The organism is Oscillospiraceae bacterium, from assembly GCA_022483045.1.
Taxonomy (GTDB): domain Bacteria; phylum Bacillota; class Clostridia; order Oscillospirales; family Acutalibacteraceae; genus Caproicibacterium.
In genome coordinates this window covers 178,700-202,557 of record JAKVOA010000002.1, presented here as the reverse complement: position 1 = coordinate 202,557, position 23,858 = coordinate 178,700, and the positions used below count along the sequence as shown (strand labels likewise).

The window sequence follows — 23,858 nt, the reverse complement described above, 5'->3', positions numbered from 1 at the left end:
GAATGGCCCCAGCAGACAAAGCTTTCTTGATGATTTTCTTTACTTTAGGTTTTGCATAGGTTTTACAGCAGAAAGCACAGACGGCAAGAAACCGGGAATGCGGCGGTGCTTGAGAAAAACCAGCAGAAACATGCCGGCAAAGCTGCCCACCGCCACGGCAGCCAAAAACAACAGGCCGTTTTGCATGAGCGGCACCACGAAAATGCCGCCGTAGGGTGCGGAAAGACGGCAGCGAAACAGCATAGTCAGCGCACCAGCACAGGCCGACCCCGCAATGCAGGAGGGCAGCACCCGCACCGGGTCTGCCGCAGCAAAGGGAATGGCGCCCTCGGTCAGGAAACAGACGCCAGTGAGATACGAGGAAAGGCGCAGCTGGCGCTCTTTTGGAGAAAACAGTTTCGGGAAAAAAGTAGTGGAAAAGGCCAGTACCAAAGGCGGCACCATGCCGCCCGCCATTACGGCAGCCATAATGCTGCTGGGTACCACGCTGCCGTTGACAATCAGGGCGGCCGTGCCAAAAAGGTAGGCGGCCTTGTTGATAGGGCCGCCGAGGTCGACGGCCATCATACATGCGAGCAGTGCCCCAATCCAGATATCGATTGCGGGGTGAATGCCCGCATTCAGCAGCGAAAGCAGGAAATTTGCCCAGTGGTTCAGCTGAGAAAACAGCGGATTCATCAGAAATAGACAGACTGCCCCCGCCCCGGCCGTGCCGAGAAGCGGGTAGAGCAGCATAGGCCGCAGGCTGTCGACAATGGCGGGCAGGTGGCAGCTGATTCTTTTAATCCCCAAGACGACCAGTCCGCTGGCAAAACCGGCGGCAATTACCCCGATAAAGCCGGAGCTTGAGACAATTTGCCCCGCGGTCTGGGTGCTGACCAGCCGGCCGCCCTGAAAACAGTAGCCGTACGAGGCGAGCCACCCGCTGATAAGGCCCGGCACCAACCCGGGCCTGTCCGCAATGGCAATGGAGATGTACGCGGCAAGTACCGGAAACATTAAATTCAGCGCGGCCTGCCCCAGCAGGCGGCAAAAGCTGCCGGCGGCCGTGTTGGTGCCAATCTGTCCGGCGCCGGGCGCCAGAAAGCTGTCGAGTAAAAAAGCCAGAGCGGTCAGCACGCCGCCGCAGGTGACAAAGGGCAGCATGTGGGAAACACCGCTCATCAGGACGCTGTAAAGCCAGTGCCCAATATTTTTGTAAGAAGGAAGAGAAGACGAAAGGGCTTTTTCGGGGCGGTAGACAGGCGCTTTGCCCGCGGCGGCACACTCCAGCAGCTGACGCGGGCGGCTGATGCCGTCCGACACGGGGACCCGCAGCAGCGGCTTTCCCGCAAAGCGCGAAAGATCCAGTGCACGGTCCGCTGCCACAATGACCCCGCTGCAGCCGGCAATTTCCGCTTCCGTAAGCTGGTCTTGTACGCCGCTGGCACCGTGGGTTTCTACTTTCAGCGTAATGCCCATTTCTTCCGCGGCCTGGTACAGGCTGCGCTTTGCCGTGTAGGTGTGCGCAATGCCCAGGGGGCAGGCGGTCACGGCAACCGCGGTGTAGCGGCCGCCCGCTTTTGGTGCAGGGGCGCCCCGGTCGGCCTCGGTTTCTTCTTCTGCTTGAGTCAGGGCGCTGCAGAAAGCGGAAAAATCCGGTGCGGTCATCAGTTTTTGTATAAGGGATTTGTCCAGAAGCAGCTCGGCCAGGCGGCTTAACAGCTGCATGTGGGTGCTTGCATTTGGTGCGGCAATCATAAAGAAAAGATAGACCGGCTTGTGGTCCAGCGCATTAAAAGGGCAGCCCGCAGCAACGCGCATGACCGCCAGCGCCGGGCGCGTGACCGCCGCACAGCGGCCGTGCGGAATGGCTAGACCGTCGCAGCCGGTAGAAACCGAAGCCTCGCGCTCCAGTACATTTTTACGGAACGCGGCGATGTCGTTTATGCAGCCGGTGCGCGCCATCAGGCAGATCAGCTGCTCCATTGCGGCCTGTTTGCTGTTGACAGATGCAAAAAGACTGCACGCCGCCGGACTCAGCAGGTCCTGTATGTGCATGGGGGCTTGCTCCTTTCTAAATATAGCAGGTTTTATACATTGAGGATAGCATGAAAAGAACCAAAGGTCAATCAATCCGCAAATTGCATTTTCACGAAATTCGTGGTACAATTTTGTCATCTTTATATATATCAAAATGCACAAAAAATACAGAAAGGAAGCCCTTTGGGCGCCAATCCTTTCTGACAGGAAAGCAGGTACAGCAATGGCACAGTTATGGGGCGGCAGATTTACCCGCGAAACAGACAAGCTCGCCTATCAGTTCAACGCATCCTTTTCCTTTGACCGCCGCCTGCTGCCGCAGGACATAGCGGGCAGCTGCGCGCACGTGAAAATGCTGGCAAAACAGGGCATTTTGACACAAAAAGAGTGTGACGATATTTTAGCCGGTCTGCAGGGCATTTTGGCGGATGCACAGAGCGGCCGGCTGCAGATGACCGACGAGTACGAGGACGTGCACAGCTTTGTCGAGGCAAACCTGATTGACCGCATTGGCGACACCGGCAAAAAGCTGCACACCGGCCGCAGCCGCAACGACCAGGTTGCGCTGGATATGAAGCTGTATGTGCGCGATGAAATCGGCAATATCGACACCGAGCTCAAAGAACTGCTGGAAACGATTTTAAAGCTGATGAAAGAAAATACAGAAACGTTTATGCCGGGCTTTACCCACCTGCAGAAAGCACAGCCAACCACGCTGGCGCATCACCTGGGCGCCTACTTTGAGATGTTCCGGCGCGACCGCGGCCGCCTGGCAGACACCAAAAAGCGGCTGAACCTGTGCCCGCTGGGGGCAGGCGCCCTGGCCGGCACGACCTATCCGCTCGACCGCGCCTGTGTGGCCTCTCTGCTTGGCTTTGACGGGCCGACCCGCAACAGCATGGACTCGGTCTCTGACCGCGACTATCTGCTGGAATTCCTTTCTGCATTGTCTGTAATCATGATGCATTTAAGCCGCTTTTGCGAAGAAGTCATTCTGTGGAACTCTAATGAATACCAATTTGTCGAAATCGACGACCGCTACAGCACCGGCAGCAGCATTATGCCGCAGAAAAAGAATCCGGATATTGCCGAACTGGTGCGTGGCAAGACCGGCCGGGTCTATGGGGCGCTGGCGTCGCTGATGACGACCATGAAGGGTATTCCGCTTGCGTATGACAAAGATATGCAGGAGGATAAAGAGCTTTCGTTTGACGCGATTGATACGGTCAAGGGCTGCGTGCGGCTGTTTGCCGACATGCTGCGCACCATGCGCTTCCGCAAAGACCGCATGGCCGACAGTGCCCGCCACGGCTTTACCAACGCGACCGATGCGGCCGATTACCTGGTGAAGCACGGGGTGCCGTTTCGTGACGCACACGGCATTGTGGGGCGGCTGGTGCTTTACGGTATTCAGCACCAAAAAGCGCTGGATGACTTTACGCTGGAGGAATTCCAGAAAGAAAGCCCGGTCTTTGGCCCGGATATCTATGAGGCAATCAGCCTGACAACCTGTGTCGAAAAGCGCAACACCACCGGTGCCCCTGGCACGCAGGCTATGGCAGATGAAATCGCAGAGGCAGAAGCATATTTGAAAGCGGCAGACTGACCTTCTTCCTTTTTAGGAAAAAAGAAAGAAGGCAAAGAAAAACCACGGATTTTGTTTGCAGGCGGCGCCCCAAGACCTTTTTCTGCAAAGCAGGTTTGGGATGCAAGCCCAAGTGGGGAGTCTGTTTCTGGTGCGAGTCGGGAACATTCCGGTAGAATATTCCCAGCAGACAAAGCTTTCTTGATGATTTTCTTTGCGAAATAAGTTTCCCATACCGGAAGCTCTGTCTTATTTACAAAAGAATAATATAACTCTTTTCGTAAAAATAGCAAAAAGCTGTGGAAAACAAAAATTCCACAGCTTTTCTTTATACATTCCTTATGAAAAAGAGGTTTATGTCTAGTCTGCTGCGTCCTGCCCCTTTGGCAGGCGACGCATAATCAAGACATAAGCGATGCACAGCGGCACGCAGCTGCCAATCCACGCCAGCGGGTTAGAGGCCGATGCCCCCGCAAAGCCAAACGGCCCGACCAGCGCCAGCGCCGCAATGGTGCGCATGACCAGCTCCATAACACCCGCGAAAGTTGGCACAAAGCTTTTTCCGAGGCCCTGCAGGGTGTAGCGGATGATAAACAGGATAGCCAGAATAAAGTAGCAGGCACTGTTGATAACCAGATAAACATGCGCTAAGTTTACGACATTTTCGGCGCTGCCGACAAACAGGCGCACCAGGGATTTGCCGAAAAGAATGTTGACAAACGCCATGGCAATACTGAAAGAGACCGAAATCAAAAGGCACTGCCGCACCCCGGTGCGGATACGGTCAAATTTGCCCGCGCCGTAGTTTTGAGCGGAGTATGTAGCCATGGTCATGCCGAAAGACATCATGGGCTGCACCGAGAACTGGTCCACTCGGCAGGCGGCCGTGTAGCTGGCCACGGCGGTAGCGCCCAGGCCGTTGAGCGCGGTCTGCAGGAACAGGGTACCCAGGGCGATAATGCTGCTCTGAAACCCCATGGGGAACGCCAGACGCATGTGCGCGGCAAATTCCCACCCGGAAAGGTGAAAATCCTGCCGGTGCAGGCGCAGAACAGGGAACTTTTTTACGATGAAAACAAGGCAGCATACACAGGAGATCAGCTGCGAAGTGACCGTGGCCGCTGCCGCGCCCGCCACGCCCCAGTGAAAGACGCAGATAAACACCAGATCCAGCACAATATTGACCACGCACGCGATGACCAGAAACAAGAGCGGGGTGCGGCTGTCGCCCAGCGCGCGCAGGGTGTTAGAGAGCAGGTTGAACAGCATAGAGGCCACAATGCCGCCCATAATAATGATGATGTAGCTGTAGGCATACGGAAGAATTTTGGCCGGCGTATTCATCCAAAGCAGCATTTGGCGTGCAAAACATACGCCGAGCAGCGTCAATAGAAGCGTTGTGCCCGCGGAAATCAGTAGGCCGGCGGCAAAACAGCGGCGCACGCCGTCGTTGTCGCCTGCACCAAAGCGCTGCGCCGTTAAAATGGAAAGGCCGGCCGTGATGCCCTCTGCAAAACCGAGGATCAGAAACGAGATGCCGCCGGTGCAGCCAACGCCTGCGAGCGCATCAACGCCAAGCGTACGCCCCACAATCAGCGTATCAGCCATGTTGTAAAACTGCTGAAACAGGTTGCCAATAAGCAGCGGAATGGTGAAAAAGAAAATCAATTTGGCAGGGCTGCCGTGTGTTAAATCTTTGGTCAAGGTGGTGGTTTCCTTTCCTCATAAAAATAGGCCCTGCAGAAAGCAGGGCAAAAGAATAAAAACAGTGGTTCTATACTAATACAAAGGGGGAGGGGTCTGTCAAGGGCTTTTTCAATATTTCGTATATTTTTTATGCCGCGGGCAAGGCTAAGCCTGTGAAAGTAAAAATGAGGTGACAGAATTGGATATCCTGCGGGCATTTTTGGTGGGCGGTGTCATCTGCGTGGTGGGGCAGCTGCTGATGGACCTGACCAAGCTGACCCCGGCGCGCATTTTGGTGAGCTTTGTCACGGCCGGCGTGGTGCTGGGCGCGGTGGGCCTTTACGGGCCGCTGGTCGAGTGGGCCGGCGCGGGCGCCACGGTGCCCTTGACCGGCTTTGGCTATCTTTTGGCAAAGGGGACAAAAGAAGCGGTAAAGAACCTGGGTGCACTGGGCATTTTTACCGGCGGGCTGGCCGCGGCGGCGGGCGGCGTTGCGGCGGCGGTGGCCTTTGGGTACCTGGCGGCGCTTTTAGCGCGGCCGGGCGACAAAAGTTAGCACAGAAAACGGGCGGGCCTTAAAAAAGGCCCGCCCGCGTTTGTCTTTTTGATACGGTGTTTACTGAATAGAGCAGTCCAGATAGTGCTCCAGTTCTTCTTCATCCTTGCGCTTTTTTTCAAAGTAAAGGGTGGCCGCAATAATTGCCGCGGCAATAGCCGCTAAAGCGGAGACAATGGACAAAAACACCGTAAAGCTGCTTTTATTTTTCATGCGAGCACCTCCATCTGTAAAATTCCGATAGAATACTATAATCTATCATACCCGAATCGTGCCAAAATGTCAAGCTGCGGCGGGGCGCAGGGAATAAAAAAAGCAGGGCCATTTCTGCCCTGCCTTGCACAAAACCGGAAAGGGAACTTAGCCGGCAGCGTTGAGCTGGCGGGCCAAAGAACTCTTCTTTCTGGCGGCAGCATTCTTTTTGATGATGCCCTTTGCAGCAGCATGGTCGATTGCCTTTACGGCAACGCGCACTGCCTCTGCTTTATTGTCGGCATTTGCCCCGACAGCAGCGGAAGCTCTTTTAATATCGGTTTTCAGGCCGGTGTTGATTGCTTTGTTGTGTGCGGCTTTGGTAGCAATGACCTTTACGCGCTTTTTGGCGGATTTAATATTTGGCATGGTCACACCTCCTTTTCAATAGTCGTCACGTACTAATCATACTAGCATTTTTTGCGTGTAAAAGCAAGCTTTTTTGCAAAATAAATCGGCCGGCCGCGGCACGTTTTTTTGCGCTTTTGCGGGGGATACTGAAAAGGAAACCAGAAATAAAGGAGAGACCGCCCTTGGGTTACCGCACTGACCTTGCGCTGGAGCGCGCCGAAACAAAGTCCGCAAAAGAGACTGTAAACGGCCTGCAGGTGAGCCGTATGGAAGAAAACGGAATTCATTATATTACTGTAGAGGCCCCCCAGATTACCGGCACAGCAGACGGCGACGGTAAGCTGCGCAGCCTGCTTTCACAGGAACTGGCGGCCCTTTTGCCCAAAGAAGGCGAGGTGCTGGTGGCGGGTCTTGGCAATCCGCAGGTCACGCCGGACGCACTAGGGCCGCTTTGCGCCGACCGTGTGCTGGCCACGCGGCACGTGCGCGGGCATATCGGCGCCGAAGCGGGGCTTTCGGGTCTGCGCAGTGTGTCGGTGGTAAAACCGGGCGTGCTGGGGACAACCGGAATTGAGACTGCCGAGCTGCTGCATACGCTGATAAAAGGGCTGCACCCCGCGGCTTTGGTGGCGGTGGATGCCTTAGCAGCCGGGCGGCTGTACCGGCTGGGCAAAACCGTGCAGCTGAGCGACGGCGGCATTTCGCCGGGCTCTGGCATTGGCAACGACCGGCCCTCTCTGTGCGAAAAGACGCTGGGGGTGCCAGTGATAGGGGTGGGCGTGCCCACGGTGGTGGACGCTGCGACGCTGTGCAGCGATTTGTGTGCGCAGTCGGTGCCGGGCGCAGCGCAGATGATGGTGACACCGCGCGGAATCGACAGCTTGGTGGCGCGGGCGGCGCATCTGCTGTCGCTTGCGGTCAACTGCGCGCTCAACCCAGCGCTGGAGCCGGAAACCTATGAGCAGCTGACCGGCGCATAAAGCGCCTATCCCGCGAGGGTTTTCAGCTGCTGTGCAAGCACTTTGCCAAAAAGCGCGCCGGAATAGGTCGCCTCGTCTAAGGAGTTGACTTCGGTACCGAATTCTGCAAGCAGAGAGCCGGGGGTGATCTGCTCGTTGTAGCGGGTCGGGCCGAAAGACAGCGGGCGCATCAGGTGGGGGCACAGGTCGGCGGCACTTTTCTGCAGGCGCACCGCCAGACGCAGGTTCTGCTCCCAGCCGGGGAAATCAAGCGTGCCGTTGTCGTCGCAGCCGGAAATAATCATGATTTGGCAGGCACGCCTGCCGTTTACCAGGACCGTCGGTTTGTAGCGGGTGCCGCTTTGGCTGGTCATGGTGTCGCGGTGCACGTCGATGGTGACCTGGATACTTGGATATTTGGAAAGATTTTTCCGCATGGTTTCGGCGCTGCGGGTGTAGCTGCCGTTAAAGGCAGGGTCGTCGTGAATGGTGGTGTCGTGCACCGCGCCAATGCCGGCGGCGCGCAGGCTTTTGGCAAGTGCCTCGCCCACGGCGACTACGCTTTTGCTGGCGTCGCGGGTGCGGGTGACGCCGGCATAGGCTTCTGTTGTATGGGTGTGGTAAATCAGCACCATGGGGGTGCCGTCTGTTTTGATTTTCAGGGGCGGGCGCTCTTTCAGGACCGAGGCAACGTCGAGCTTGTGGTTTTGGTTGGCGTTTTTGTAGTGAATGCCGCAGGCACTTTCGCCGCTGTCGGAAAGATCGGTTTCATAAATGCCGCCGCCCAGTTCTTTGCCGGGCAGCTTTTGGGTTGTCAGCCTGCCGGAAGGCAGGGAAATGGTGCTTTGAGCTGCAGAAGAGGCCTGTGAAGAGGCAGCGCGGGAGGCCGCGGCGGAGGGGGGAGCCGCCGCGGAAGAAACCGCGGAGCTGGCCGTGCTGCTCTGCTGTGTCTGCATGGCGCCGGTGGGCAGGATGAACTTCGCGGCAGCCAGGGCGCTCTGCTGGGCAGAAAATGCCGGCAGGCGCAGCACTGCGCAGAAGCACGCCGCCGCCATCAGCAGGACAGCACACGCTGCTTTTCCTTTTTCGTTCATCAGCGGTTCCCCCGATTCTTTTAAAATCCCGTACAGAAATTCAGTATAATAAATCTTATGGAAAAATTCTGCCGGATATGAGGGGGCACAAAGATGAAACTGCAGTGCGGCGTAAAAAAACGCCTGACCGGCGGACAGAAGCGCGTGTTTTGGACAGCTTTTGTCAGTGGCTTGGCGGCTTTTTCCCTGCTGGCGGGGCTGGGCGCGGCAGATGTGATTTGCAGGCATACCGCCTTTAAAGATGGCGAAACGCTTTATGAGAGCAGCCTGCGCCCGGCGCTTGTATGTGAGAAACCGATTTGTAAAATAACAGATGTATGGTATAATCAATTTGTAAAAATGATTTGCCCTGAAGCGCTGGAGGACTGCCTGTGAAGTGTTGTAAAGAAAAACGAAACCGGTTTCTTTTTTGTGCCGCTGTGCTGCTGTGCGCGGCGGCGGTGTGCTGCACGTCTTTGCTGCCGGTGTGGGCGGCGGGCACCTCGTCGGTCCAGAGCTCGCAGACAATAAGCTCTAAACAACCCTCAAGCGCTCTTTCAAAGGTGACTTCCTCAAAGAAGTTTACCCCCTCGAGCAGCAGGAAAAGCAGCTCTTCCCGCAGCAGCTCTAGCAAAAAGCGGTCTTCGCGGGCATCAACAAAGGCGTATACATATGATACGTCCAGTGCGGCCGTGTCGTCGCAAAGGACGGTTTCCCACACAGCGGCTGCTGTATCATCGTCAAAAAGAGCCAGCTCTTCTTCTGCTTCCTCAAAAAAGGTGTCCTCTTCCTCAAAGGCGGTGGGTGGTATTTCGCTGCCGAGTATCAACAGCGTGTCGGAGGAAAATCCGTTTGCGAACCCGGTGCAGACCACTGGCCGCGACACCGCCATAGACGGCACCGGCATTGCGCTGTGGGCGCTGGTGGCTGCGGCGGTCGTTGCCGTGGTGCTGGTGCTGCGGCGCAACCGCAGGCGGAGCAAGGCCGATGTTGTTGCGTTTCATCAGCATAACCCCAACCGGGTCGGGAAAAAGAAGCATTTGCTGGACGACAAATACTATAAAAATGATTTCAGCCATTTAAAATAAGCAGAAAAGAGCCGCGGGCCCCGTAAAAAAGGGTCCGCGGCTCTTCCTTTTTGGGGAAAAAAGAAAGCAAAGAAAAACCACGGATTTTGTTTGCAGGCGGTACTTTCCGTCGCCCCAAGACCTTTTTCTGTCCAGCAGAAAGGAGGCAAAGACTGGCAAGGGCTGCCCGGCCGGCCCTTAAAGAAAGACCGCAGGTTTTTTGCGCTGAAAGCCGCCCTCAGCCCGCTTATTCGCCCTGCGGGCGGTAGCGGCCTAGCACCGTCCAACGTGCGAGAGAACGAAAAAGAAAGTCATTCGTCCAGCTTCAGGACAGCGAGGAAAGCGTCCTGCGGCAGCTCGACCGAGCCGACTTTCCGCATGCGCTTTTTGCCTTCTTTCTGTTTTTCCAGCAGCTTCTTTTTGCGGGTGATATCGCCGCCGTAGCACTTGGCAAGCACATCTTTGCGCAGGGCCTTTACAGTTTCGCGCGCAATAATCCGCCCGCCCACACAGGCCTGAATCGGCACCTCAAACAGCTGGCGCGGGATTTTCTCTTTCAGTTTTTCGGCCATTTTGCGGGCGCGGGCGTAGGCTTTGTCCGCGTGGATAATAAAGCTTAACGCGTCCACGGTTTCGCCGTTAATCAAAATATCAAGCTTTACAAGGTCGCTTTTCTGGTAGCCCATCAGCTCGTAGTCAAAGCTTGCGTAGCCGCGGGTGCGGCTCTTGAGTGCATCAAAAAAGTCATACACAATTTCGTTGAGCGGCAGATGATAATGAATATCGACTCGGTCGGTGTCGATATACTGCATATCCAAAAACTCGCCGCGGCGCTCTTGGCAGAGCTCCATGATGTTGCCAACGTACTGGCTGGGCGCGTAAATATGCGCGTCGGCAATCGGCTCGCGCGCCTCGGCAATGGTAGAGGGGTCGGGGTAGTTGGTCGGGTTGTCAATTCGTTTTACCGTGCCGTCCGTCAGGGTCAGCTCGTACACCACGCTGGGCGCGGTGGTGATTAAGTCCAGATGATACTCGCGCTCCAGGCGCTCCTGTACAATCTCCATGTGCAGAAGCCCCAAAAAGCCGCAGCGAAAACCAAAGCCAAGCGCCACGCTGGTCTCTGGCTCAAACGAAAGTGCCGCATCGTTGAGCTGCAGCTTCTCAAGCGCATCGCGCAGGTCGGGGTACTTTGCGCCGTCCGCTGGATAAATGCCGCAGAAAACCATCGGCTGGGCCGCGCGGTAGCCGGGCAGGGCCTCTTTGGCGGGGCGGTCGCGCAAGGTAATGGTGTCGCCCACGCGGGCTTCCTTTACTTCTTTAATAGAGGCCGTAATGTACCCGACCTCGCCCGCCTCCAGTACACCAGAGGGCTCAAATGAAGTGGCCCGCATGTAGCCGCACTCTACAACTGTAAAGTCGCAGCCGGTGGCCATCATGTGAATTACGTCGCCGGTTTTGACCGTGCCGTTTTTCAGCCGCACGTGTGCCACGACCCCGCGGTAAGCATCGTAATACGAATCGAAAATCAGCGCCTGCAGCGGCGCGGAAGCATCGCCTTGCGGCGGGGGCACCAGCGCCACAATCTGTTCCATCACGTCGGGCACGTTCTGGCCGGTTTTTGCGCTGATGCAGGGGGCGTCCTGCGCGGGAATGCCGATAACGTCCTCAATTTCTTTCTTGACGCGGTCGGGGTCGGCACTGGGCAGGTCGATTTTGTTGATAACGGGCACAATCTCCAGCCCGGCGTCCACAGCAAGGTAGGTGTTGGCCAAAGTCTGAGCCTCGATACCCTGGGTAGCGTCCACTACCAGCACGGCACCCTCGCACGCGGCAAGAGAGCGGCTGACTTCATAGTTAAAGTCCACGTGGCCGGGGGTGTCGATTAAGTTAAAGACATAGTCCAGCCCATCTTTTGCGGTGTACACCAGCGTGACGGCGCGGGCTTTTATGGTAATGCCGTGCTCCCGCTCCAAATCCATGTCGTCCAGAATCTGGTTTTCCATTTCGCGCAGCGGCACGGACTTGGTCTGCTCTAAAATGCGGTCGGCCAGGGTTGACTTGCCGTGGTCGATGTGTGCAATAATGCTGAAATTGCGGATACGTTCGCGTGGAATCTTCAAAGCGACTGCCCCTTCCCCGGAAAGTTCGGTTGCGGTTTTTTAAAATTCGGGTAAAATAGATAGTACTATCTTACAGGTAAAACAGATAGCACTATTATAACATAAAGGAATGCTTTGCAAAAGGGGAGGCGGTCTTTTGCGGCCGATCGGTCTGTATATCCATGTGCCGTTTTGTGACGGAAAATGCCCATACTGCGATTTCTTTTCGCTACGCGGCAGCGGCAGCAGTATGGATTCTTATACAAATTGTATTATTTCGCATTTAAAAAAGTACAGAATGGAATACCAAAATCTGCGGGCAGACACGCTTTACTTTGGCGGCGGCACGCCAAGTCTTTTGGGGGAAGCGCGCCTGTGCCGCATAATAGAGGAGGCCCGGCGGGATTTTGGGCTGGAGGACGCGGAAATTACGCTGGAGGCGAACCCCGGCAAAGCGCTGTACCCGCTTTTTAAAGCGGTGCACGCCGTGGGGGTCAACCGCGTTTCGCTGGGGCTGCAGAGCGCCGATGCACAGGAGCTTGCGCTTTTGGGGCGGCAGCACACCGCGGCAGACGCCGCCCGCGCGGCCGAGGACGCACACCGTGCCGGCATTGACAATGTTTCGCTGGACCTGATGCTGGCGGTGCCGGGGCAGACCGAGCAGACACTGCAAAAGAGCGTGCGCTTTTGTGAAAGCTGCGGCGTCACGCATCTTTCCATGTACCTGCTGCGGGTCGAAGAGCACACCGCCTTTTGGCAGCGCCGGCAGGAGCTTGCTCTGCCAGATGACGACCGCGCAGCCGAGCTGTACCTTGCGGCCTGCGCCTTGGCAGAGCAGGGCGGGCTTGCGCAGTACGAAATCAGCAACTTTGCCCGCCTGGGGTACGAGAGCCGGCACAATTTGAAGTACTGGAATTTAGAGCCATACTTAGGTCTTGGCCCAGCGGCGCATTCCTATCTGTTTGGCCGGCGCTTTTACTGGCCGCGCTCGCTGCGGGGTTTTTTGGCGGGAAGCCCGCCGCTTCCCGAAGAGGACGCGCAGATTTCGGCCGGCTCGTTTGCCGAGTACGCGATGCTGCGCCTGCGGCTGACCGCCGGCCTGAGCGAAACAGCCTGCCGGCGCCTGTTTGGGCACGGCATTCCGGCAAAGATGCGTGAAACTGCACGCCGGTACGTGCCCGCCGGTCTGGCAGAGCTTTCGCCGCAGCGTTTGCGGCTGACGCGGCGGGGCTTTCTGGTTTCCACTCCCCTGCTGGAAGAGCTGCTGGAAAGCTGAGCGGCGCCAGACCGCTGCCGCCCGCTTCCTGAGAAAGCGGGCGGAAAGCAAAGAAAACATCCATTCGGCATGTCTGCCGAGAACACTTGATTGATTTTTAGAGAAAGCAAAGCTCCCCTGAAAAAACCCACAGCACCAAAACACTGAAAAACGCCGCCCCCTGAGGGCGGTTTTTTTATGAAAACTTACAAATTCATAATGTATTTACAATTAACCTATTGACACGGGGGCAAAGTAATGATACATTTAGTACTGTAGTTAGCACTCATAAGCATAGAGTGCTAATGAGCAAAAGAGGTGAGGGATATGGAACTGACACCGCGCAAACAGAAAATCCTGTCGGCAATTATCGAGCTGTACACGGTTTCCGGTGAGCCGGTGGGCAGCAAGGTCTTGTGCGACAGCCTGGATTTTTCCGTATCCAGCGCGACCGTACGAAACGAAATGAGCGACCTTGCGGCGATGGGCCTTTTAGACCAGCCGCACACCTCTGCCGGGCGGGTGCCCAGCGAAAAGGGCTACCGCGTGTACCTCGATGAGCTGATGCAGCCCGCCGCCGTCACCCCGGAAGAGCGCCACTTTATCGACGCCCTGCTTCTGCCCAGCGCCTACGACCCAGAAAAGCTTTTAGACGGCGTCGCGCGTATTTTGGCGGGGGTCAGCCATATGGCGGCGATTACCACCACACCCAGCGGCAGCGCCGCTTCTGTAGCAGGCGTGCAGTTTGTACAGACCAGCCGCCGCACCGCAATGCTGATTTTGATGACGACCTCGGGCACCATGCACAGCCGCGTGTTTCACTGCGACTTTGAGCTTTCGCCGGAAATCCTGCGGGTCTTTTTCCGTGTATTTAATGAAGACCTTGCCGGGCGGCCGGTCAGAAGCATTACCCCCGCGTACATCCAGACCATGGGTGCCGCGATGGGCGAGGCTGCGCTGCTGATGAGCAGCGCGCTGATGGCGCTGCAGGACGTGGCCCGCGAGGCCATGGGCAGCGACGTGCGTATGGACGGCCAGACCAACCTGCTCTTTTTTCCAGAGCTTGGCGCGCAGGACCTGCGCCGCATGATGCGGTGGCTTTCACAGCCGCAGCAGGTTTACCAGCTGCTGCGGGGGGCGGGTTCGCGGGTCTATTTGGGTAGCGAGAGCGGCGTCCCCGCTCTGCGCGGCACCGGCATGATTGTGGCCCACTACGCAGTACGTGCACAGGACGCCGGCTCTATAGCAGTCTTGGGCCCGATGCGCATGGACTACCCAAAGCTTTTGGGCAGTGTCGATTACCTTTCCCGCAGCGTCGGGCGCATGCTGACCGAGCTGATGGACCTGCAGTAACAAAAACAAAAAATTCCTACAGATGGATGCAAATACAGCAAGGGGGTAGATGAAACTTTGAATAACGAAGATAAAAAAGAAACGCAAAGCGCCGAGCAGACCGCGCCGGCACCGGAAACAGAGCAGCCCCGGGCACAGCAGCCAAAACCGGCCACGGCCCCGCAGAACGAAAAGACCGAGGAAACAGAAAGCCCTGCACAGCCCGAAAAGGCTGAAAAGACCGATAAACAGGCCGCGAAAACAGACAAAAAGGAAAGCAGAAAACTGAAAGAAGAGGTGGCAAAGCTGCAGGACGAGCTGGCCGCCGCCAAGACCGAGCAGGAACAGGAAAAAGACCGGCTGCTGCGCACCGTGGCAGAGTACGACAACTACCGCAAGCGCACCGAGCGCGAAAAAACCGCGCTGTACGCCGACGCCACCGCCGACACCGTGAAAGAGTTCCTTTCTGTTGCGGATAACCTAGAGCGCGCACTGGAGCAGGAGACCTGCTCTGCAGAGGACCTGCGCAAGGGCGTCGAGATGGTGCAGAAACAGATGACAAGCGCACTGGAAAAGCTGGGGGTCGAGTCGATGGGCGCGGCCGGCGAGCCGTTTGATGCACAGCTGCACAACGCCGTCTCTCATGTAGAGGACGGGGACCTGGGCGAAAATGTCATTGCAGAGGTTTACCAGAAAGGGTACCGCCTGGGCGACAAAGTGGTGCGCCACGCCATGGTGAAAGTCGCAAATTAGCCTGTACAACGCGCGGCAAAAGCGCGTTTCAAATAAATTCTTTACGAAAATAAGTACTTGACCCGTATTTGGGAATAAAACTTGGAGGTAAGCGTTATGAGTAAAACCATTGGTATTGATTTGGGTACAACGAATTCCTGCGTCGCAGTCATTGAGGGCGGCGAGCCGGTCGTCATCGCCAACGCCGAGGGCGCCCGCACAACCCCTTCTGTTGTTGCATTTAAGAAAGACGGCGAGCGCATTGTCGGCCAGGCCGCAAAGCGCCAGGCCATTGCTAACCCGGACCGCACAGTCAGCTCGATTAAGCGCGAGATGGGCTCTGACTATAAAGTGAAAATCGACGACAAACAGTATACCCCGCAGGAAATCAGCGCCATGATTCTGCAGAAGCTCAAGGGCGACGCAGAAGCTTACCTGGGCGAGCCGGTTACCAGCGCGGTCATTACCGTGCCGGCATACTTCACCGACTCTCAGCGCCAGGCAACCAAGGATGCCGGCAAGATCGCTGGCCTGGATGTCAAACGTATCATCAACGAGCCGACCGCCGCAGCCCTTTCCTATGGCATAGACAAGGGCGGCGAGCAGAAGATTATGGTGTACGACCTGGGCGGCGGCACCTTTGATGTTTCTATTATTGAAATGGGCGACGGCGTACAGGAGGTTTTGGCTACCGCAGGCAACAACCGCCTGGGCGGCGACGACTTTGATAAGCGCGTAATGGACTGGATGGTAAGCGAATTTAAGAAAGAAAACGGCATTGACCTTTCTAAGGATAAAATGGCTGTACAGCGCCTGAAAGAGGCTGCCGAAAAGGCGAAGATCGAGCTTTCCGGCATGACCAGCACCCAGATTAACCTGCCGTTTATCACCGCCGACGCAACCGGCCCGAAACATTTGGATATGACCCTGACCCGTGCAAAGTTTGACGAGCTGACCGCTGACCTGGTCGAAAAGACCATGGGCCCGGTAAGCCAGGCTATGAAGGACGCAAGCCTTTCCTTCAGCGATATCAACAAGGTGCTGCTGGTGGGCGGCTCTTCCCGTATGCCGGCTGTACAGGAAGCTGTCAAAAAGATTACCGGCAAAGAGCCGTTTAAGGGCATTAACCCGGATGAATGCGTTGCCATTGGCGCCGCGCTGCAGGCCGGCGTGCTTGGCGGCGAGGTCGAGGGCCTGCTGCTGCTGGATGTCACCCCGCTGTCTTTGGGCGTTGAGACGATGGGCGGTGTCATGACCAAGGTCATCGACCGCAACACCACGATCCCGACCAAAAAGAGCCAGGTCTTCTCTACCGCTGCAGACGGCCAGACACAGGTCGAAATCAACGTGCTGCAGGGCGAGCGTGAGTTTGCCCGCGACAACAAGCAGCTGGGTATCTTTAAGCTGGACGGCATTGCCCCGGCACCGCGCGGCATTCCACAGATCGAGGTCACGTTTGATATTGATGCCAACGGCATTGTCAACGTCTCCGCAAAGGATATGGGCACCGGCAAAGAGCAGCACATCACCATTTCTTCTTCCTCTAACATGAGCAAGGACGACATCGACAAGGCTGTGAAAGACGCCGAAAAGTATGCTACAGAGGACAAGAAGCACCGCGAGGAAGTTGACACCAAGAACAGCGCAGAGCAGATGGTGTACACCGCCGAAAAACTTATCTCTGACAGCGGCAGCAAGATCGACGCCGCCGACAAGAGCGAGCTCGAGACCAAAATTAGCGCCCTGAAAGAAGCCAACAAGGGCACCGACGCCGCCGACATCAAGGCAAAGTCCGACGAACTGCAGAAGGCTATGTTTGCTGTCAGCGAGAAGCTGTACAAAGCAGCCGGCCCGCAGGCAGGCGCACAGGGCGGCCCGCAGGCTGGTGCACAGGGCGGCCCGCAGGCTGGCCCAACAACCGATGCCAACGGCAACACCGTGTACAATGCAGAGTACAAAGATGTAGACGACGACAAGAAAAAGAAATAATTCCTGTACGTTTTTTAAGATACAAAAGATTGTTACAGACAGCAGGCGGCAGGGGCTTCCGAAAAAGAAGCCCCTGTTGCCCTGCCGGCAGCACAGCGGTTTTTTACCCAAGCGGATGTTTTTCCTGTGAGGAGGGATTTTTGTGGCTGAAAAAAAGGATTACTATGAAGTAATGGGCGTGCCGAAGAATGCCTCTGAGGAAGAGATTAAAAAGGCATACCATAAGCTGGCAAAAAAATATCACCCGGACCTGCACCCCGGCGACAAAGAAGCCGAGGCAAAGTTTAAGGAACTGAATGAAGCGTACGAGGTGCTGTCTAATAAAGACAAGCGCGCGCGCTATGACCAGTTTGGCCACGCGGGCGTCGACCCCAACTTTGGCGGCGCAGGCGGCGGCAGCCCCTTTGCGGGCGACGTGGATTTTGGCGATATTTTCGATACGTTTTTCGGCGGGGCCAGTCCTTTTGGCGGCTTTGGCGGCAGCGGCGGGCGCCGCTCTTCCCCGAATGCACCGCGCCGCGGCACGGATATTGAGACGCGGCTGATCATTGAGTTTGAAGAAGCGGCCAAAGGCTGCCGCAAGACCGTCACCTATGATAAGGTGGAGGCCTGCCCGGCCTGCCACGGCACCGGCGCAAAAGCCGGTACCAGCGCCTCTACCTGCCCGGCCTGCGGCGGCTCTGGTCAGGTGCGCGTTACACAAAAGACCTTTATGGGGGTCGTGCAGACCACCCGTGCCTGCGACCGCTGCGGCGGCTCGGGCAAAGTGATTGATACGCCCTGCCCCAGCTGCCACGGCTCGGGCCATGTGCGCACGCGCAAGACCGTAGAGGTCAACGTGCCCGCCGGCATAGACAACCAGCAGGTCTTAAATGTGCCCGGCCAGGGCAACGCCGGCGCCAACGGCGGCCCCGACGGCGACCTGCACCTGGTTATCAGCGTGCGGCCGCATCTGCTGTTTGAGCGGCGCGGCAACGATATCTGGTGCGATATGCCCATTACGTTTGCGCAGGCGGCTTTGGGTGACGAAGTGATCGTGCCTACTTTAGACGGCAAGGTCAGTTACCAGGTGCGCGAGGGCACCCAGCCCGGCGATGTCTTTAAGCTGAAAGGCAAGGGCGTACAGAAGCTTTCCGGCCGCGGGCGCGGCGACCAGTATGTGCGCATGGTGCTGGAAGTGCCCAAAAACTTGACAGCAAAGCAAAAAGAGCTGCTGCGCAAGTTTGAGGACAGCACCGGCGAGCGCAACTATCAGCGGCGCAAAGGCTTTTTTGATAAATTAAAGCAGAAGTTCGGCGAATAAAACAGAAAAGACCGCGGACCCTGCCCCAGAAAGGGCGGCCCGGCGGCCTTTTTTGCGCACCCGGCGGCATTGACAGCCGCACAACGATTCATTATAATAAATAAGTATATCTCAATGCGGGAGCGTGCTCCCTGAAAAGGTGGTTTTACCATGCAGAAACAAACCGTTTTGACCAAAGAAGGCTACGAAAAGCTCGAAAAAGAGCTGGAAGAACTCAAAGGCGTAAAACGTAAAGAAGTTGCGGAAAAAATCAAAGTGGCTTTGGGCTACGGCGACCTTTCCGAAAACAGTGAATATGATGAAGCGAAAAACGAGCAGGCAATTTTGGAAGCACGCATCGCCGACGTAGAGGTTACCCTGAAAAACGCCCGCGTGCTGACCGAAAGCGAAATGAACGACGAGCAGATTCATGTTGGCTCTACCGTGCGTGCGCATGTTTCTGACGCGGGCAGCAGCGACGGCCGCGAAATCAAACTGATGGTTGTCGGCAGCAGCGAGGCTGACCCGATTTCCGGGCGTATCAGCGACGAAAGCGCCGTGGGTGCCGGCCTGCTGGGTCATGTTGAGGGCGACAAGGTGGAAATTGAAGTGCCTGCCGGCCGCAAAGTTTATCAGATTTTGCAAGTCATCAAATAAAGAAGTGTACGGAAAGCTTTTGCGGCCTGTGCTTTTGTGCTGCGGCGGCCGCCCCCGCGCGAGGGGGCAAAAAGACAGCAGCACCGCGCAGGTGCGCCCCTTTTCAAATAAGTTTTCCACTATGCTTAGGGAGATAGTTGAATCTCTGTAAATTTGAGAGGGGAATCCTGCACGGCGCCGCCCCCGCGCGCAGCGCCTGCGGCCGGCCCCCTTCTGTACCAAAATTCAAAAGAGAGCACTGCCTTACACTGACGAGAGAAACCATATAAAAATCCGACACCGCGTTTTGGCTGCGGCGCCGTTAGGAAGGAATCAGATTCATGAGCAACAAGCAGAACAAGCCCCAGCAGACAGAGGAACAGGACATCGGCGAGCAGCAGCGCATCCGCCGCGAAAAGCTCGATGCCCTGCGCGCCGCCGGCAAGGACCCCTTTGTCATTACCACATGGCCGCGCGACAACTACGCCGCCGACATCAAGGCCAACTTTGAGCAGCTGGAGGGCAAACCCGTTTGCATCGCCGGCCGCCTGATGAGCCGCCGCGTGATGGGCAAAGCCTCTTTTGCCGACCTTGCCGACAACTCCGGCAGAATCCAGATTTACGTGCGTATCGATGAGGTGGGCGAGGAACCTTATAAGGATATGAAAGCCTACTGGGATGTAGGCGACATTATCGGCGTAAAGGGAAACGTCTTTCGCACAAAACGCGGCGAAATCAGCGTGCGCGCCACCGGCGTCACCCTGCTGAGCAAAAGCCTGCTGCCGCTGCCGGAAAAATTCCACGGCTTGACCAACACCGACACCCGTTACCGCCAGCGCTACCTGGACCTGATTGTAAACCCGGAAGTAAAGGATACTTTCATTAAACGCAGCCAGATTATTACGGAAATCCGCAAGTACCTGGACAACAACCGCTTTTTAGAGGTCGAAACCCCGGTCCTGCACACCATTGCCGGCGGTGCAGCCGCGCGTCCCTTTATTACCCACCACAATTCGCTGGATATGGATTTGTATCTGCGCATTGCACTGGAGCTGTACCTGAAGCGCCTGATTGTCGGCGGCTTTGACCGCGTGTACGAGATCGGCCGCGTGTTCCGCAACGAGGGCATGGATGCCCGCCACAACCCGGAATTTACCATGCTGGAACTGTACCAGGCGTACACGGATTTTCACGGCATGATGGACTTGACCGAGGACCTTATCCGCACGGTCGCCACTAACGTGCTGGGCACTACCAAAGTGGTTGCCCGCGGCGGTGTGGAGGTCGACTTTGCGCAGCCCTTTGCGCGCATCAGCATGAAAGACGCCGTGAAAAAGTACGCCGGCGTTGACTTTGACCAGGTCGAGACCTTAGAGCAGGCGCGCGCGCTGGCAAAGGAGCACCACCTGCAGGTCGAGGAACGCCACAAGATCGGCGACATTATGAACCTGTTCTTTGACGAATACTGTGAAGACAAGCTGGTACAGCCGACCTTTTTGACCTACCATCCGACCGACATTTCCCCCTTGGCAAAAAAGAGCCCAGAGGACCCGCGCTACACCGAGCGCTTTGAGCTTTTCATCGCGGGCATTGAGCACGCCAACGCCTTTTCTGAGCTGAACGACCCCATCGACCAGCGCCAGCGCTTTGAGGCACAGGCTGCCGCCAAGGCCGCCGGCGACGACGAGGCCTGCGATATCGACGAGGACTTTTTGACCGCTTTGGAGTACGGCATGCCGCCTACCGGCGGTCTTGGCATCGGCGTAGACCGCCTGATTATGACGCTGACCGGCGCCGACGCTATCCGCGACGTGATTCTCTTCCCGACGATGAAACCCATTGACTGAATAAGTCGTTAAGGGTAGTTATAAGTAGTTATTTGTAGACCCTTGTAGGGGGCTTACACCACGATTTACACCAATTTACACCAAAACTACACCAAACCCTACGAACAAAATCTGCGAATCTACAATGCTCTACGATAGAGTACGAAGTCCTACGAGCCCGCTGAGAAATCAGCGGGCTTTTCTTATTTGCGGCACAAATGATGATTGCCGCTTACATAGCCGTCGCGTCGCCGCAAGCGTCGCAGCATTCGCTTCCATGTGAACATGAAAGCTCATTTACTATGCTGTGGCTCCTTTTCCCAAAAAGTCTTTCGACTTTTCGGGAGCCCTGTGATGCGGCGGCTATTTCTATTTCTGAGAAAGGAGGAACCGCAAATGGAAAACTGTAAAGTGATCGCCATCACAAACCAGAAAGGCGGCGTAGCAAAAACAACATCGACAGTCAACCTCGGCGTCGGTCTTGCACAGAAAGGAAAGCGAGTGCTTCTTGTGGACGCCGACCCGCAGGCCAGCCTGACCGTCAGCCTCGGCATCAAACAGCCGGACGAGCTTCAGGTATCGCTGTCCACGGTTATGCAGGCCGTCATTGAGGACAAACCGCTTCCGCAGGACTGTGGCATCATCCATCACAACGAGGGCGTTGACCTGCTTCCTGCGAACATCGAGCTGTCGAGCCTTGAAGTCAGCCTGTTCAACACAATGAGCCGTGAGTATGTTCTGCGGAGCACGCTGGAGGATGTAAAGAAGAACTACGACTATATCCTCATCGACTGTATGCCCTCGCTGGGTATGATGACGATCAACGCACTTGTCGCTGCGGACAGCGTACTCATCCCTTCACAGCCGAATTTTCTGTCCACCAAAGGCATGAACCTGCTTATGCGCTCTATCTCGCGGGTTAAGAAACAGATCAATCCGAAGCTGCGTATCGACGGCATACTTCTGACGATGGTGGACAACAGGACGAACAACGCAAAGGCCATCATCGCGGCTCTGCGCTCCACCGTGGGCGAGAATATCCGCGTCTTTGATACGGAGATACCCCATTCGGTGCGAGCGGCAGAGTGCAGCGTGGAGGGCGTGAGCATCTTCGCCCACGACAGGAACGGAAAGGTTGCGGCGGCGTATGAGAATTTGACGAAGGAGGTGATGCAGATTGAGCAGCGTGAAAAAGATCGACTTAGGGCTGACCGGGTACGATGAGCTTTTCATGAATGATGCTGGGCGCGCAGAAAACAGGCTGCCCAAAATCTACGACCTTCCTTTGACGGAGGTTGACGATTTCCCTGACCACCCGTTTCAGGTGAGAATGGACGAGGACATGGACACCCTTGTTCAGAGCATCAAGGAGCGCAGAATCATCACTCCCATCACCGTTCGCAAGAAAGAAGACGGGCGGTATGAGATTGTGTCCGGACACCGCAGAAAAAAGGCGTGTGAGCTCGCCGGACTGGAAACCGTGAAAGCGGAGGTCAAGGAGCTTACCCGTGATGAAGCCATTATCCTTATGGTGAAATCGAACTTTCAGCGTTCCTCTATCCTTCCAAGCGAAAAGGCGTTCAGCTACAAAATGCGCCTTGACGCCATGAATCGGCAGGGACAACGCACAGATTTAACTTATTCCCCAGTGGGGAACAAGTTGGCAGGTCAAAAATCATCTGAGGTTATGGCGGCAGAAATTGGCGAAAGCAAGAACCAGATATTCAGGTATATTCGCCTCACAGAGCTTATCCCTGAGCTTATGGAAATGATAGATGAAGGACGAATAGCTTTCCGTCCTGCGGTTGAGCTGTCCTACCTGCTGAAATCGGAACAGGAATCGCTGCTTGAATCTATGTCCTATGCGGATGCGACGCCTTCTCTGGCGCAGGCAATCAAGATGAAAGAGTTTTCCAAGAACGGCAAACTCAGCGCGGATGTCATTGAATCCATCATGAGCGAGGAAAAGCCGAACCAAAAGGAGAAGTTCACATTCAAGGCAGAGCGCCTTCGCCAGTTCATTCCTTCCACCATTCCCTTTGATAAAACCGAGGACTATGTACTCAAAGCGCTGGAGTATTATCACCGGTATCAGGAACGGCAGAAAGAGAGAAGTCAGGAAAGATAACCTACTGCCAAGGGAGAAGTATGCCTATTATTCGGAGCAGTTTTCTACTTCCCCCTCTCACACTCTCCCCCTAAAAAACCTACTGTACCAGCTCAAAAGAAGAATAGCTCTGATGCCGGAAAGTCCGTACCCTTGCCGAAGGAAGCTGTTATTCGTATACTGGAAGCGTAAACCACACATGGAGGTAATCCGTATGAAAAGAAAGGCGCTATTCCTGTTTACGATCATAATGGCTGTTTCTCTTTCAGCCTGTACTGATAATCCTGCTTCCACGGTTGATAGCACGGGTTCTGAAGCAGCGGCTTCGACAGCCTCAATCGAGGAAAGCAGAAGCGCAGAAGATGCGTCAGGCAGCACAGAGCTTCAAACATCTTCTTCTGGGCAGGTAAAAGAGCCCTCCGAAACCGAAATTGTTGTGAATAAACCCACAGAGCCGTCAGAAACGGAAGCTCAAAGTGAGCAAATAACTGTGGTATCGCAGACAACGGTGCCGGAGAGTGCAGAAACGGCGAGGCCCTCTGCGCTGGAAACCAAGCCGGAAACACCGATTTCACCGCCGCTCAGTACCGAACCCGTACCGACACCCAGCGCACCGCCAGTCACACCGTCACCCGAACCAACGCCGGAACCGCAGCCTACTGCACCTGCCTTTGATGTCAGCCGGTATGTCGGCTACGCAAAGAGCTACGGTTCAGGAATCGGACTTGCTCTGGACAGCTTCGCTACCGGCTGCTGGGACACGCCCATTCTATGATGCCCTAACTAAGCCTTCGGCAATCAAGGACTTTTATCAAAACAGCGAGCTGATTGCGATTACCAAGGAGCTTACAGAAGCGCTGCAAAAGAACCAAACGATTGACTGGCAAAAACGTGAGCCTGCACGTGCGCACATGCGGATGATTGTGCGCAGACTTTTGAAAAAGCACAAGTATCCGCCGGAGGGTATGGAGAACGCAGTGCAAACCGTTATTACACAGTGTGAACTTTGGACGGACCATGTTATGGATGTCTGATTGAATAGGCTGTAA

General features: G+C 55.9%; 21 protein-coding genes and 1 pseudogene. 16 read left to right on the top strand and 6 right to left on the bottom strand.

Features of this window, described 5'->3' with window-relative positions; translation table 11 throughout:
• Positions 1-39: 39 nt before the first annotated feature.
• Positions 40-2,040, bottom strand: a complete 2,001-nt coding sequence (locus tag LKE53_09785; GenBank protein ID MCH3973029.1) for a fructose-specific PTS transporter subunit EIIC — start codon at positions 2,038-2,040, stop codon at positions 40-42.
• A gap of 205 nt (positions 2,041-2,245) precedes the next feature.
• Between LKE53_09785 and argH the strand changes: the two genes are divergently transcribed.
• Positions 2,246-3,628, top strand: coding sequence for an argininosuccinate lyase (gene argH / locus LKE53_09780; GenBank protein MCH3973028.1), 1,383 nt, complete (start codon positions 2,246-2,248; stop codon positions 3,626-3,628).
• Between the two features lie 339 nt (positions 3,629-3,967).
• Here argH and LKE53_09775 read toward each other — a convergent pair whose 3' ends face one another.
• Entirely contained in the window at positions 3,968-5,311 is a 1,344-nt protein-coding gene (locus LKE53_09775) for an MATE family efflux transporter (GenBank protein MCH3973027.1), read from the bottom strand.
• A 181-nt stretch (positions 5,312-5,492) separates the two neighbouring features.
• Between LKE53_09775 and spoVAE the strand changes: the two genes are divergently transcribed.
• Positions 5,493-5,849 carry a stage V sporulation protein AE gene (spoVAE, locus tag LKE53_09770; protein ID MCH3973026.1) on the top strand — a complete coding sequence of 119 codons (357 nt, stop codon included), beginning with the start codon at positions 5,493-5,495 and terminating at the stop codon, positions 5,847-5,849.
• 60 nt (positions 5,850-5,909) lie between these two features.
• On the opposite strand, the gene LKE53_09765 is transcribed toward spoVAE, so the two are convergent.
• Both LKE53_09765 and rpsT read right to left on the bottom strand, forming a co-directional pair.
• Positions 5,910-6,062 carry a hypothetical protein gene (locus LKE53_09765; protein MCH3973025.1) on the bottom strand — a complete coding sequence of 51 codons (153 nt, stop codon included), beginning with the start codon at positions 6,060-6,062 and terminating at the stop codon, positions 5,910-5,912.
• A 147-nt stretch (positions 6,063-6,209) separates the two neighbouring features.
• A complete protein-coding gene (rpsT, locus tag LKE53_09760) occupies positions 6,210-6,470 on the bottom strand; it encodes a 30S ribosomal protein S20 (protein MCH3973024.1) in 261 nt (86 codons plus the stop codon).
• Between the two features lie 164 nt (positions 6,471-6,634).
• Between rpsT and gpr the strand changes: the two genes are divergently transcribed.
• Complete coding sequence (gpr, locus tag LKE53_09755; GenBank protein MCH3973023.1) at positions 6,635-7,432, top strand: GPR endopeptidase; 798 nt, start codon at positions 6,635-6,637, stop codon at positions 7,430-7,432.
• 5 nt (positions 7,433-7,437) lie between these two features.
• On the opposite strand, the gene LKE53_09750 is transcribed toward gpr, so the two are convergent.
• Positions 7,438-8,505: a stage II sporulation protein P gene (locus tag LKE53_09750; protein MCH3973022.1), complete on the bottom strand. Its 1,068-nt coding sequence runs from the start codon at positions 8,503-8,505 to the stop codon at positions 7,438-7,440.
• 93 nt (positions 8,506-8,598) lie between these two features.
• On the opposite strand from LKE53_09750, the gene LKE53_09745 reads away from it, so the two are divergent.
• Together LKE53_09745 and LKE53_09740 are read left to right on the top strand one after the other, a co-directional pair.
• Positions 8,599-8,880 carry a hypothetical protein gene (locus tag LKE53_09745; GenBank protein ID MCH3973021.1) on the top strand — a complete coding sequence of 94 codons (282 nt, stop codon included), beginning with the start codon at positions 8,599-8,601 and terminating at the stop codon, positions 8,878-8,880.
• On the top strand, positions 8,877-9,572 hold the full coding sequence (locus LKE53_09740; protein ID MCH3973020.1) for a hypothetical protein: 696 nt from the start codon (positions 8,877-8,879) through the stop codon (positions 9,570-9,572). Before LKE53_09745 ends, LKE53_09740 begins: the two co-directional genes overlap by 4 nt.
• Before the next feature lie 290 nt (positions 9,573-9,862).
• Here the strand turns inward: LKE53_09740 and lepA are convergent, their stop codons facing one another.
• Positions 9,863-11,671, bottom strand: a complete 1,809-nt coding sequence (lepA, locus tag LKE53_09735) for a translation elongation factor 4 (protein ID MCH3973019.1) — start codon at positions 11,669-11,671, stop codon at positions 9,863-9,865.
• Between the two features lie 136 nt (positions 11,672-11,807).
• On the opposite strand from lepA, the gene hemW reads away from it, so the two are divergent.
• The 11 genes and pseudogenes from hemW to LKE53_09680 all read left to right on the top strand — a co-directional run bounded on the left by hemW (position 11,808) and on the right by LKE53_09680 (position 23,843).
• A complete protein-coding gene (gene hemW, locus LKE53_09730; GenBank protein MCH3973018.1) occupies positions 11,808-12,926 on the top strand; it encodes a radical SAM family heme chaperone HemW in 1,119 nt (372 codons plus the stop codon).
• A 306-nt stretch (positions 12,927-13,232) separates the two neighbouring features.
• Positions 13,233-14,258 carry a heat-inducible transcriptional repressor HrcA gene (gene hrcA, locus LKE53_09725; protein ID MCH3973017.1) on the top strand — a complete coding sequence of 342 codons (1,026 nt, stop codon included), beginning with the start codon at positions 13,233-13,235 and terminating at the stop codon, positions 14,256-14,258.
• A 57-nt stretch (positions 14,259-14,315) separates the two neighbouring features.
• A complete protein-coding gene (gene grpE / locus LKE53_09720; protein MCH3973016.1) occupies positions 14,316-14,990 on the top strand; it encodes a nucleotide exchange factor GrpE in 675 nt (224 codons plus the stop codon).
• A gap of 96 nt (positions 14,991-15,086) precedes the next feature.
• Complete coding sequence (gene dnaK / locus LKE53_09715) at positions 15,087-16,958, top strand: molecular chaperone DnaK (GenBank protein MCH3973015.1); 1,872 nt, start codon at positions 15,087-15,089, stop codon at positions 16,956-16,958.
• A 142-nt stretch (positions 16,959-17,100) separates the two neighbouring features.
• Positions 17,101-18,261: a molecular chaperone DnaJ gene (gene dnaJ / locus LKE53_09710; GenBank protein ID MCH3973014.1), complete on the top strand. Its 1,161-nt coding sequence runs from the start codon at positions 17,101-17,103 to the stop codon at positions 18,259-18,261.
• Between the two features lie 150 nt (positions 18,262-18,411).
• Positions 18,412-18,897, top strand: coding sequence for a transcription elongation factor GreA (greA, locus tag LKE53_09705; GenBank protein MCH3973013.1), 486 nt, complete (start codon positions 18,412-18,414; stop codon positions 18,895-18,897).
• Positions 18,898-19,217: 320 nt separating this feature from the next.
• On the top strand, positions 19,218-20,723 hold the full coding sequence (lysS, locus tag LKE53_09700) for a lysine--tRNA ligase (GenBank protein ID MCH3973012.1): 1,506 nt from the start codon (positions 19,218-19,220) through the stop codon (positions 20,721-20,723).
• A 375-nt stretch (positions 20,724-21,098) separates the two neighbouring features.
• On the top strand, positions 21,099-21,926 hold the full coding sequence (locus tag LKE53_09695; GenBank protein ID MCH3973011.1) for an AAA family ATPase: 828 nt from the start codon (positions 21,099-21,101) through the stop codon (positions 21,924-21,926).
• Between the two features lie 7 nt (positions 21,927-21,933).
• Positions 21,934-22,830, top strand: a complete 897-nt coding sequence (locus LKE53_09690; protein MCH3973010.1) for a ParB/RepB/Spo0J family partition protein — start codon at positions 21,934-21,936, stop codon at positions 22,828-22,830.
• Between the two features lie 193 nt (positions 22,831-23,023).
• Positions 23,024-23,584 (top strand): hypothetical protein, encoded by a 561-nt coding sequence (locus tag LKE53_09685; protein MCH3973009.1) that lies wholly within the window; start codon positions 23,024-23,026, stop codon positions 23,582-23,584.
• Positions 23,577-23,843: pseudogene (locus tag LKE53_09680) on the top strand (DUF3387 domain-containing protein). Before LKE53_09685 ends, LKE53_09680 begins: the two are co-directional and overlap by 8 nt.
• Positions 23,844-23,858 lie beyond the last annotated feature (15 nt).

Bases quoted from the DNA above. Each gene is read 5' to 3' on its own strand.
- LKE53_09785 (MCH3973029.1), bottom strand. From the start codon at position 2,040: ATGCACATACAGGACCTGCTGAGTCCGGCGGCGTGCAGTCTTTTTGCA.
- argH (MCH3973028.1), top strand. From the start codon at position 2,246: ATGGCACAGTTATGGGGCGGCAGATTTACCCGCGAAACAGACAAGCTC.
- LKE53_09765 (MCH3973025.1), bottom strand. From the start codon at position 6,062: ATGAAAAATAAAAGCAGCTTTACGGTGTTTTTGTCCATTGTCTCCGCT.
- rpsT (MCH3973024.1), bottom strand. From the start codon at position 6,470: ATGCCAAATATTAAATCCGCCAAAAAGCGCGTAAAGGTCATTGCTACC.
- LKE53_09750 (MCH3973022.1), bottom strand. From the start codon at position 8,505: ATGAACGAAAAAGGAAAAGCAGCGTGTGCTGTCCTGCTGATGGCGGCG.
- LKE53_09745 (MCH3973021.1), top strand. From the start codon at position 8,599: ATGAAACTGCAGTGCGGCGTAAAAAAACGCCTGACCGGCGGACAGAAG.
- hrcA (MCH3973017.1), top strand. From the start codon at position 13,233: ATGGAACTGACACCGCGCAAACAGAAAATCCTGTCGGCAATTATCGAG.
- dnaK (MCH3973015.1), top strand. From the start codon at position 15,087: ATGAGTAAAACCATTGGTATTGATTTGGGTACAACGAATTCCTGCGTC.
- greA (MCH3973013.1), top strand. From the start codon at position 18,412: ATGCAGAAACAAACCGTTTTGACCAAAGAAGGCTACGAAAAGCTCGAA.
- lysS (MCH3973012.1), top strand. From the start codon at position 19,218: ATGAGCAACAAGCAGAACAAGCCCCAGCAGACAGAGGAACAGGACATC.
- LKE53_09695 (MCH3973011.1), top strand. From the start codon at position 21,099: ATGGAAAACTGTAAAGTGATCGCCATCACAAACCAGAAAGGCGGCGTA.
- LKE53_09690 (MCH3973010.1), top strand. From the start codon at position 21,934: ATGAATGATGCTGGGCGCGCAGAAAACAGGCTGCCCAAAATCTACGAC.
- LKE53_09685 (MCH3973009.1), top strand. From the start codon at position 23,024: ATGAAAAGAAAGGCGCTATTCCTGTTTACGATCATAATGGCTGTTTCT.